Annotated in this window: 8 protein-coding genes; 6 read left to right on the top strand and 2 right to left on the bottom strand. The window is 40.0% G+C overall.

What is annotated here, in order from left to right:
* The first annotated feature begins 169 nt into the window (after nucleotides 1–169).
* The 6 genes from ACSSS3_RS02820 (at nucleotide 170) to ACSSS3_RS02845 (ending at nucleotide 7,756) form a co-directional block, all read left to right on the top strand.
* On the top strand, nucleotides 170–2,902 hold the full coding sequence (locus ACSSS3_RS02820; protein WP_442846368.1) for an ATP-binding protein: 2,733 nt from the start codon (nucleotides 170–172) through the stop codon (nucleotides 2,900–2,902).
* A gap of 157 nt (nucleotides 2,903–3,059) precedes the next feature.
* Complete coding sequence (locus ACSSS3_RS02825) at nucleotides 3,060–3,923, top strand: sigma-70 family RNA polymerase sigma factor (protein ID WP_099646131.1); 864 nt, start codon at nucleotides 3,060–3,062, stop codon at nucleotides 3,921–3,923.
* 176 nt (nucleotides 3,924–4,099) lie between these two features.
* On the top strand, nucleotides 4,100–4,510 hold the full coding sequence (locus ACSSS3_RS02830) for a BLUF domain-containing protein (RefSeq protein WP_442846369.1): 411 nt from the start codon (nucleotides 4,100–4,102) through the stop codon (nucleotides 4,508–4,510).
* 26 nt (nucleotides 4,511–4,536) lie between these two features.
* Nucleotides 4,537–5,196, top strand: a complete 660-nt coding sequence (gene rpe, locus ACSSS3_RS02835; RefSeq protein ID WP_442846370.1) for a ribulose-phosphate 3-epimerase — start codon at nucleotides 4,537–4,539, stop codon at nucleotides 5,194–5,196.
* An 87-nt stretch (nucleotides 5,197–5,283) separates the two neighbouring features.
* Nucleotides 5,284–6,408, top strand: a complete 1,125-nt coding sequence (locus ACSSS3_RS02840; RefSeq protein WP_442846371.1) for a glycerate kinase — start codon at nucleotides 5,284–5,286, stop codon at nucleotides 6,406–6,408.
* A 1-nt stretch (nucleotide 6,409) separates the two neighbouring features.
* Nucleotides 6,410–7,756 (top strand): GntP family permease, encoded by a 1,347-nt coding sequence (locus ACSSS3_RS02845; RefSeq protein WP_442846372.1) that lies wholly within the window; start codon nucleotides 6,410–6,412, stop codon nucleotides 7,754–7,756.
* 346 nt (nucleotides 7,757–8,102) lie between these two features.
* Here ACSSS3_RS02845 and ACSSS3_RS02850 read toward each other — a convergent pair whose 3' ends face one another.
* Both ACSSS3_RS02850 and ACSSS3_RS02855 read right to left on the bottom strand, forming a co-directional pair.
* Nucleotides 8,103–10,022 carry an OmpA family protein gene (locus tag ACSSS3_RS02850; RefSeq protein ID WP_228229846.1) on the bottom strand — a complete coding sequence of 640 codons (1,920 nt, stop codon included), beginning with the start codon at nucleotides 10,020–10,022 and terminating at the stop codon, nucleotides 8,103–8,105.
* 10 nt (nucleotides 10,023–10,032) lie between these two features.
* On the bottom strand, nucleotides 10,033–10,959 hold the full coding sequence (locus tag ACSSS3_RS02855) for a PorP/SprF family type IX secretion system membrane protein (RefSeq protein WP_442846373.1): 927 nt from the start codon (nucleotides 10,957–10,959) through the stop codon (nucleotides 10,033–10,035).
* Nucleotides 10,960–10,964 lie beyond the last annotated feature (5 nt).

Genomic DNA, 10,964 nt, shown 5'->3' on the forward strand with positions numbered 1-10,964 from the left:
ATAAAATGAAAGAGTCTGACGCTGTCAGGCTCTTTTTGCGTTATATACACCACATTATCTTACGTAATACATTAAAAAATAAGGTTTTACAGTTTTTTCTTACAGTTCAAAACTTGTATCATCGTTAAAATTGATTATTTTTACCGATATAGATTTTCCCCAGACTTCAATGAGTACATTTATAGATAGACTATTTAGCCATAGGGTTAAAAGTATAAACCAGGAGTTTTCTGAGGAAAGCTTGCAAACCGATTTTCTGGGCTATCTTATGTCATTAGGTTCTGAAAGCGCCAGACTGATAATTATAAGATCTAAGATTGAGAATTTTCAGCTTCCGGAAGAAAGTTACCTGAAGAATTTATGCAAGCTTCAGTTTTATCTGGAACTAGAGCGCTATCTGCTTATTTACGATTCCAGATACATCAGCACAGAAGAAAAACTTCGCGCAGAAATCCGATTTAAATTTCCGGAGATTGGAGAATCTGATGCCTTCGTTCCTCTTTTTAGAAAAGGGAAAGCACAGGAAATAAGTATAGCCCAGCTCTACATTCTTACCATTCTAAAAAAATTCAGGGATGAAGACCCCGATCGCGATGCTACAAAGCGCCGTATTGAACAACTAAGCATCAAATTGCATCAGGATCAATCGGCTATGAGTCTTGTAGAGCAAATTAATTGCTTTAGGCGTACCAAAGAAGACGCAGCGGCCATACATCAGGAGTTTGGTGCTACTTTTGGACAGGACTTTGTAGATTCGGTTTTTGCCGAAACACAAAATGAATTCAACAATTATTTTGAGCGTGTTGATGCCGTAAGCTGCCTTACAGACATCATGCCTGAACTTTTTTCGTCTTTATTAAAACAGACCAATACTTCTCAGATTATTTTCCCCACGATGAGTGAGGAGCGATCAGATGTGATACCTCAGGAGCAAACCAAACAACCCTTGATAAGTCAGGACGAAGTGCTTGAAAATCTCCTGGATGGATACCTTCTTTTTGATGAGTATGGTACTATTTTGAATTGTAATACACGCGGTGCCAAAATATTTGAGCTTTCAAAACCGGAAATTCTTAAGCGAGATCTGTTTGAACTTTTCCCGGAATATGTTGCTCAAACGATAAAGGACGACATAAAACAGCTCTACGAGAACACCAAAAAAAGTGTAATAGGCCGTCGTATAGAGATTGATTTGATTAGTAAAAATGGTAAGAAAGAGACTTACGAGGTTTCTGCCAGTAATAACTACACCAGTCCTTTAGAAACCTTTACACTGTTACTGCGCAACATTTCAAAACGCCAGGACACACTCAAAGCCCGTATAAGTGCAGAGAAAGCGGCAGAAGCCAAATCTACCTTTCTCTCCAATATGAGCCACGAGATACGCACGCCGCTTAACGTGATTCTGGGACTTTCTGAAATAATTTCAAAAAACGGCACTGAAGATCCCGGGGTACTGAAGAAAAATATTGACGGTATTGCGTTTTCGGCCAAAAACCTGCTTTCTATTGTTAATGATATTCTCGACTTTTCGAAGATTGAGGCCGGTAAGTTATCCCTTCAATCTATAGACTTTAACCTGCGCGAGGTAGTTTACAATCTGGCAAATGGTTTTGAAATCAAAGCTCGCGAAAAGGGGCTAACACTATCGGCTCATATTGATGAGGAAGTGCCCGATGTGGTTGTGGGCGATCAATTTAGGCTTAACCAGATTCTTACCAACCTCATTGGTAACGCTATAAAATTTACAAACAAGGGCTCGATTACTTTGGAAGTTAAACTTGAAAGTAAAAACGACGAGGAACTTCGGCTTAATTTTAAGGTTACAGATACCGGGATAGGCATCCCGGAAGAAAAAATGCAAACGATTTTCGACAGTTTTTATCAGGTGGAAAGTCTGGAAAATGCCAAAATAAATGGTACGGGACTTGGCCTGGCAATTACCAAAGAACTAATCAATCTTAAAAAAGGTGAACTCCACGCGAAGAGTAAACTGGGTAAGGGTTCAGAATTTTATTTCAGCGTTAGCTTTAAGACAAGTAAATTAAAAACACTTAAAAACAGTCCTCAACAAAATAGTGCGAAAAATAAATCTGTTGAGGGTCTCAAAGTCTTGGTTGCAGAAGATAACAGGATGAATCAGTTTTACATCACTCAACTTTTACAGGGTCTGGGTGTTGAAGTTGACATCGCAGAGAATGGTCAGGAAGCCGTAAGCATACATCAAAGCGGAAAAAAAGACTATGATCTTATTCTTATGGATATGCACATGCCGGTGATGAACGGTTTGGAGGCCATTTCACACATCAGACAATCCAATAAGGACGCGATTAAAAAAGTACCTATAGTAGCCTGCTCGGCAGACGTATTTCCCGAGTCGCGCAAGAAAGCCATTAACGCCGGTATTGATTTTTATCTTACAAAACCCCTCAAGGAAGAGGCCTTAAAAGAGGTTCTATTCTGGCTGGTTGATGAAAATAAGGATATTGACCTGGAGTCTGTCACGGTCGCTCCTTCTCCAGATTCGGAATTATCAGAAAAATCGAAGTCTGTAGACATCGCAAATTTGCTGGAGATTTTTGATAACGACAGGGAATTTGTGATTGCACTTTTAGAGGTTTTTATTAAAGAAACCCCCGATGACTTAAAGAGCTTGCGCAAATGTGCAGAACAGGAATACTACCTGCAAGCCAGTACGGTCGCTCATAAAATGAAGTCGAGCTTTATGAATCTGGGAATGACCAGACACGGGTATCATTTGCAGCAAATAGAAAGTCTTATAAAGAGTGAGGCTACCTTAGAAGAAGCTAAAATGCATTTAAGGACTTTTGAAGATTTATACACCAAGGCGCTCACCGAGGTAAACATGAAACTTATAGAGCTTAAAACCAAAAAGAAATAAATCAACAAGCCGCTGATTTTCAGAATCATAACAAAATATCAATACAAATCACATCAGGTTCTGTTAAATTTTTCTAAAAAAAATCACATTCCGTTGTAACCTTTTCTCTACTTGTTACGTATAATAGGTATAATGCTCAATTAATACGTAAACGTCAATGAGACAACTCAAGATTACTAAACAGGTTACCAACAGGGAAACCGCTTCTTTAGACAAGTACCTTCAGGAAATAGGGAAAGTAGATCTTATTACAGCCGAAGACGAGGTAGAACTCGCTCAGCGCATCAAGGCCGGTGATCAACGTGCATTAGAAAAACTGACCAAAGCTAACTTGCGATTTGTGGTTTCGGTTGCTAAACAATACCAAAATCAGGGTTTAACACTTCCCGATCTTATCAACGAAGGAAACCTAGGCTTGATTAAAGCTGCCAGACGTTTTGATGAGACCCGAGGTTTCAAATTTATTTCCTATGCAGTTTGGTGGATTAGACAATCTATACTTCAGGCTTTAGCAGAGCAATCCCGTATTGTTAGGCTTCCGCTCAATAAAATTGGTTCGATCAACAAAATCAATAAAACCTATGCGTTTTTAGAGCAGGCCAATCAAAGACCTCCAAGTCCGGAAGAGATTGCAAAAGAATTGGACATGACCATCAACGATGTTAAGGAGTCTTTGAAAAATGCCGGCAGACACGTGAGTATGGATGCGCCGCTTATCGATGGGGAAGATTCTAACCTGTATGACGTTTTACGTTCGGGCGAATCTCCAAATCCTGATCGCGAACTCATAACAGAGTCACTGCGTACCGAAATTGAACGTGCCCTGGAAACCTTAACTCCTCGTGAAGCTGATGTAGTGCGCCTTTATTTTGGTTTAGGCAATCAACAACCTATGACTCTTGAAGAAATAGGAGAGACTTTTGAGCTTACCCGCGAGCGTGTGCGTCAGATTAAAGAAAAAGCTATACGTCGTTTGAAGCATACCTCAAGAAGTAAAATCCTAAAAACCTACCTGGGATAGGCGTTTTTTACAAGAATTCGTTAAAAGTAAGGAGATAAGCAGGTTTTTTACTAAATTGCCAGCATTTCCAAGAAAATATTTAAAGCAACAACAGTTCATCATAACTGTTCGTTTTTTGATTGATGAATGAATCCCCGGCTGATTACCGGGGATTTTTTATTTCATACTTTTATCTTATGTTTTATTATTTAATTTACCTAAGCGATTCTTCTAACCTTACTAAGCAGGATGCTATTCAGGATATTTTAGACCATGTAGCAGATTGGAATAAAGAGCTCGATATTTCAGGATTTTTAGTTTACCGGGATGGGAATTTTCTACAGCTTCTGGAAGGAAATAAAAATGAAGTTCTCACATTGTTTAATAAAATAAAGAGAGATCCCAGACATAAGAATGTTACCAAAATATTGGAGGATGAATCTGAAAACCGAATTTTTAGCGATTATGAATCCGGCTTTCTTGTTCCAAAAAACAAACTCGTCAGAGACAAACTAAATAATTATCTTTTAAATCTAAAACTTTTAGATAATCCAAAAATCAATTCGACCCTTTCTATTTTAGAGAATATTTTGACCAAAATGTATTAATCTCTTCTCTAGCAAAAAAATATTACATGAAACCTACATACCTTGCTCCCTCCCTTCTAGCCGCAGATTTTGCAAACCTTGAACGTGATATTAAAATGGTTAATGCCAGCGATGCAGACTGGTTTCATATAGATATTATGGATGGTGTTTTTGTACCGAATATCTCATTTGGGATGCCGGTTCTACAGGCCATTACCCGTCACGCCACCAAGGTCATCGATGTTCACCTGATGATTGTAGATCCTGATCGTTATATACAGGCTTTTGCAGATCTGGGAGCTACTCACCTTACCGTACATTACGAGGCGTGCACGCATTTACACAGAACCCTTCAGGCGATAAAAGCTGCAGGTATGAAGGCCGGTGTTGCCCTTAACCCACACACACCGGTAGACTTACTCAAAGACATTATAAATGATATTGACATTGTCATTATAATGAGCGTCAATCCCGGTTTTGGAGGTCAAAGCTTTATAGAGAATACTTACAAAAAAATACGGGCCCTTAAAGAAATCATCATCACGCATAATGCCCCTACCCTAATTGAGATTGACGGCGGCGTGACCGATCAAAATGCAAACAAACTCATAGATTGTGGTGCTGATGTACTGGTAGCCGGAAGCTTTGTTTTTAAAGCCAAAAACCCAACCGAAACCATAGCTGAATTGAAAAAGCTCATGGGCTAAATCTAAAGCCTTACCCGGTTCAAGAGGCCGACAGGATTTCAGAATTAACAAATTAAGATTAACTTACTTAATCTTAAATCGTTTCCATTGAAAATCCTAATCGCACCAGACTCGTTTAAAGAAAGTTTACAGGCCACTCAAGTTGCTGAAGCTATTGCTGAAGGAATCAAAAATTCGATACCTGATGCAATTTGCAAACTCCTGCCCTTTTCTGACGGTGGCGAAGGTGCTTTTGAAGTACTTGAGGCGCTAAATCTGGGGGCATTGGTAAACACCACCACTTACGACCCTTTGGGAAGAATTATTGAAGCACCTTATTTTGCATTTACAGATAACAAAACAGCCTGGATCGAACTTTCACAGGCTTCGGGTCTGGCACTTCTTAAAAACCACGAGCAAAACCCACTTAACACTTCAACTTTCGGAACCGGAATCCAGATTAAAAAAGCAATTGAAGCCGGTCTGCATAATATTATTCTGGGCATAGGCGGTAGTGCCACGCACGATATCGCCACCGGAATTTTTACTGCCTTGGGTGGAAGGCTTTTAGATGCCGGGGACCATGAACTTAAAGCAGGTGGTGCATCACTTCAAAATTGCAAATCCCTTGATTTCAGCCAACTCATACCCGAATTACAAAAAACCCATTTCACCATTGCCTGCGATGTGACCAACCCGCTTATCGGGCCCAATGGTGCTGCCCATACCTATGCTGCTCAAAAGGGCGCTCATGCTGCAATGATTGAGCAGTTGGAAAAAGCCACACGTTCCTTTTCAAAATTGCTGGAAGTCAAAACACAAAAAGATATTGCAAACCAGGAAGGTGCAGGTGCTGCCGGAGGCACTGCGGCCGGTATGCTGGCTTTTACCAATGCCCGCCTCAAAAACGGCTTTGATATCCTGGCTGAACTTACCAATCTGGAAGAACGCATCAGGGTTGCAGATCTCATTATAACCGGAGAAGGCCGTACCGATGACCAGAGCAGATTTGGAAAAGTTCCCTTTAAAATCGCCAACCTTGCTAAAAAATACAATAAACCGGTACTGCTCTATTCCGGTGGGATCACAGCAAATCCTGATATTCTCAGCAACTCAGGTTTTACAGCCACCTTTGCTCTGAAAACCCCGGAAATGTCACTGGATTTTGCCAAGCAAAATGCCTTCAAATTGCTTGCGCAAAAAGTGACTGATACCATTAAACAATTCATTTGATATGGGCATAGATCTTATTCTAATCGCACTGGTCATCATCTGGATCATTTTTGGAACCAGTTATTTACGCTGGCATCCGTTTTTCGTTTTGCTCATCAGCGCTCTTGGACTCGCCTTTTTATTGGGAACTCCACTCCAGGAAATACCGGGAGTAATCAATCTGGGTTTCGGAAAAATGTTTCAGAATATCGGCCTGCTCATCTTATTTGGGTCTTTTATAGGTTCGGCTTTAGAAGCGAGTCATGCCACAAAAACCATTGCCCGTAGTATTCTAAAGAAGCTTCGTTTTTTACCTCTGCCCTTTGTCCTGAGCGGGTTGGGTTATTTGGTATCAATCCCCGTATTTTGCGATGCTGCATTTGTAATTTTGGCACCTTTGACTAAAAAACTGGCTCTGGGCAACCCCTTTAAGCGCAATGGCCTTAGCATTGCCCTGTCTACCGGTTTATTTTCGGCGCACGTTCTGGTGCCTCCTACTCCCGGTCCACTTGCTGCAGCCTCAAATCTGGGTCTTACTAATTTATACTTACTTCTTTTGGGCGGTGGAGCTTTCGCTCTGATTTTAATGTTTATCGGTGCCGGGTATGCCTTTTACCTTTTTAGAAAAAAACCTCATAATTCTGAAGAGCATATTCCTGAAGTGCAGGTCGAAGAAGCAGAAGAAGAACACAGTCATCCTGCATTTATGCCGGCCATAATTCCTTTGGCTTTGCCAATTGTTCTAATGGCTTTAGCTGCCTGTACGCCCTTTTTTAAAACCGATGCTACTGTTCTACTTACAGGATTAATCGAATTTTGCGGGGATCCGGTAATAGCGCTTTTGATAGGAGTACTTACAGCCTTTTATCTGTGCTTAAGACAAAAGATAGCGATTCAGGAAATTATAGAGTCGGGCATACGCCAGGCAGCTCCTATTCTATTAATCACTGCAATGGGAGGCGCCTTAGGTACTGTGATTCAACAGGCTAATCTGACTCAGGGTATTGATCTCAGCGCATTTAATACCGGCATTGGTCTGGCAATTCCCTTTCTATTAGCCGCTATTTTAAAGTCTGCACAAGGTTCATCTACGGTAGCTATGATAACTGTTTCATCTATAATGCTACCACTCCTGGCGGCGATGGGTCTTGATTCAGAAATTGGAAAAGTATGGGTTATTTTGGCCATTGGGGCCGGCTCCGTTACCGTTTCGCACGCAAACGATTCGTATTTCTGGATTGTAAGTCAACTGGGCGACATGACGGTTAAACAAGCCTATCGTACGCACACCTTTGCCACATTTCTGCAGGGTGTTTTGGGATTCCTGATTCTTTTGGCAGCTTACAACCTGTGGCTGTTAGGAAACTAAATAAAAAAAGGCAGATCAGCACTCCAGCATATAATCGGTACGCCCCCTACAGCTCACGAATTATATTTTAAATGGAGTGTGATCTACCATCTTTTTGAAATCAAATGACTGAATTTACTGGTAATTCATTTCTTAATTCAGACTTTCCAAAGAACTAAAATACCCGTCATTATTTTTTACGGAATTCCTCATTTTCGTCAAAATTTAACAGAAAAGTGAAGACTTTAACACTTTGAACTTTGCTCTATTGTGCCAAATCCTAAAATCAAAAGCCCGAAGCTTTAAAGCTTCGGGCCTCTCCCCAAATCAACAGCAAAGGCTGCCTAAACCCTTCCTTCTTTAAACCCTAGCGTCTCAACACAATAAATTCTGACCTTCGATTTTCAGAATACTCCACCTCCGTGCAATCAACTCCCTGTTCATCACAGATATTTATGGGTCTGCTTTCGCCATAACCAATAGCACTCTCAATGCGGTTTGCTGCTATTCCGCGACTAATTAGCCAATCTCGAGTCGCCTCTGCACGGTTTGTAGATAATACTTTATTAAAATAATCCGTACCACGCTGGTCTGTATGTGACTCAATTTTTATGACCATCTCAGGATATGCATTCATAACGTCAACCACTTTTTGAAGTTGAATGGCCGCTACCGAATTTATATTATATCGGTAATATTCAAAATAAATGGGATCGACCTTTATTTTTTCGACATCACCATCTGTTGTAAAAATATCTGAGAGATCTTTGATTTTAAAATCAAGCATTTTCATTGTTCGCCCCGGTGTGACATCGGTACTTAAATCTAAACCGTCTTTGCTATAGCCTGCTTTGTGCGCTTCGATAGTATATTTTGTTTCACAAAGCACTTCAAGCTGGTACTCCCCGTTTTCATCTGTTCGTATCTCACTATATTTCTCATTTTCGTTTACATATAGCGTAACTGTTGCATCCGCTAGAGGCTGCTTCGTTTCCAGATCGTAAACCGTTCCTGAAATAAACTGCTGACAACGCTCGAGATTATAGGTAAACTCATAAATATCATCATCGCCTTTACCCCCTGCGCGATCTGATGAAAAATAACCGGTATTAGGCTTCTTTCCTTCTACGTAGGCAAAATCATCTGCGTTGGTATTGATCACCGGGCCCAGATTTATGGGAGTTCCAAAAATGCCATCTTTATAGAATGACTTATACATATCAAGACCTCCAAAACCCACGTGGCCGGCAGAGCTGAAATACAAAACATCATTTTTAAAGAATGGAAAAAAATCATCTACAATTGTATTAATTTCAGGTCCCAGATTTCTAGGCTGTGAGGTCGTACCATCTTCATAAACATCGCAAACATAGATATCTGCCTTACCGTAGCCTCCGGGCATATCTGAAGCAAAAAACAGCTTCTTCCCATCTGGTGTGATATAAGGTTGGCCAGTCGAATAATTATCTCCGTTAAAGGCTAAAAGCTCTTTTTTCAATTTCTTTTGGGTCAGATCTACCCGGTATATTTTGAAAAAATTGCGCTTTTCATCATTAAATACTTTTTTACTTCCACTTTGAAAACTTGAGGCGTAATACATGTAACGACCATCAGCCGTGAAGGATGTAGTCCCATCGTGAAAGGGGGTCTCAATATCTTCACTAAAAAGGCTTACTTCAGAAGCAACTTCAGGCCTTGAAATTTTGTAAATAGACAAATAGGGCGTTTTATTTCGCTCGTATATTTTGTTGTCTTCCTTATTTCTGGATGAAGTAAAAACAAAATCCTCTTTATAAAAACTAGCAGCAAAATCTGCGTATTGGGAATTTAAGGGCAAATTTTTTACAGTATATAGCGTATCTGCCTGTAATAACTCAACAAATCTCGATTGCTCCTCATCATAATTCAAATATTTATTTCTGTTATTTGCTCGGCTAAAAAAAATCATTGCCATCTGATTTGCCTTATCATATTCCTTAAGCCTGCGAAGCGTGTCGTAATAATAATACCCTTTTGAAACATCATCATCAGGGCTGTCAATATCCCGCCAATTTTTGTAAGCCTTAAGTGCATTGACATAATCTTTTAAATTGTAATAAGTATACCCCAAACGCTGCCAGGTTTCAGGCGATACAGTTGCAGCATTTGCAATATAACTTTCATAAGCCAAAGCAGCATCTGCATAGGCAGAGCGTCCAAAAAGAGCGTCTGCCTCATTGAGATCTTTCTGAGCAAAGCCTGAAAGAACTATACTGAAGATTAGAAATACAAAAATTTTAATTTTCATGGAGTTTTATTTAAAAGAATCTGGGTGAATACGTAGCACCGCGTTTACGGGCCAAAGAAAATTTAATCAGCAACTCGTGGCTACCGTCGTTATATTGATTAAAATCTGAGGTATTGTATTCATAGGCATAACCTATAAAAATAGAATCGGTAATTTGAAAACCGGCCAGCGCTCCTACCGAAGCATCCATACTATAAGCCAGACCAAGTGTGAGTTTTTCGTATAATAGAAAATTTGCAGAAAGATTAGTACGTAAGGGTGCTCCCTGCACGTAATCAAATAACACTGCAGGTTTAAATTTGGTTCTGGTGCCTATATCAAAAATATACCCACCTATTAAAAAAATGCTCATCTCTTCGGTCTCTACACGAGTATCTTCCTCATCAAAATATTCCTGCGAAAAGAAATTAGGGGTAGATAAACCCAAATACCATTTATCAGTGTATAAATAAGTCCCGGCACCTAAGATCCCTAAAAACTCATTATCTATGTTATTCATAAATGCGGGATCATTGGGGTTCTCGTAGATCCCTTTTGTAAAATCAACGTTGAGTATCCTAAAACCTGCCTTAAGACCGAAAGCCAGATAGGTATCAACCCCAACCTGGAGGGAATAGGAAAAATTACCATCTATATTCACATCTTCTATGGGACCCAGAACATCTCGGGTAATGTTAAGCCCCAGACCCACATTATAGGTTACCGGACTTTCAATGCCCACATTATTCGTTTCCGGTGCTCCATCTATCCCCGTAAGCTGATTCTTATAATCTGCAGTAATATTGAGATAGTCGGTAGAACCCACGTACGCAGGGTTTATAGTCATAGTATTGTACATGTACTGTGTGTAATTTGGGTTTTGCTGTGCTGAAATCTCAAAAACAAAGCTGATAAAGCCAAAAACAAGCACTATGTTGGTTTTAATTTTAAAAATCATGATTA

Source organism: Leeuwenhoekiella sp. H156 (assembly GCF_052218455.1).
In the GTDB taxonomy this organism is placed as follows: Bacteria; Bacteroidota; Bacteroidia; order Flavobacteriales; family Flavobacteriaceae; genus Leeuwenhoekiella; species Leeuwenhoekiella parthenopeia.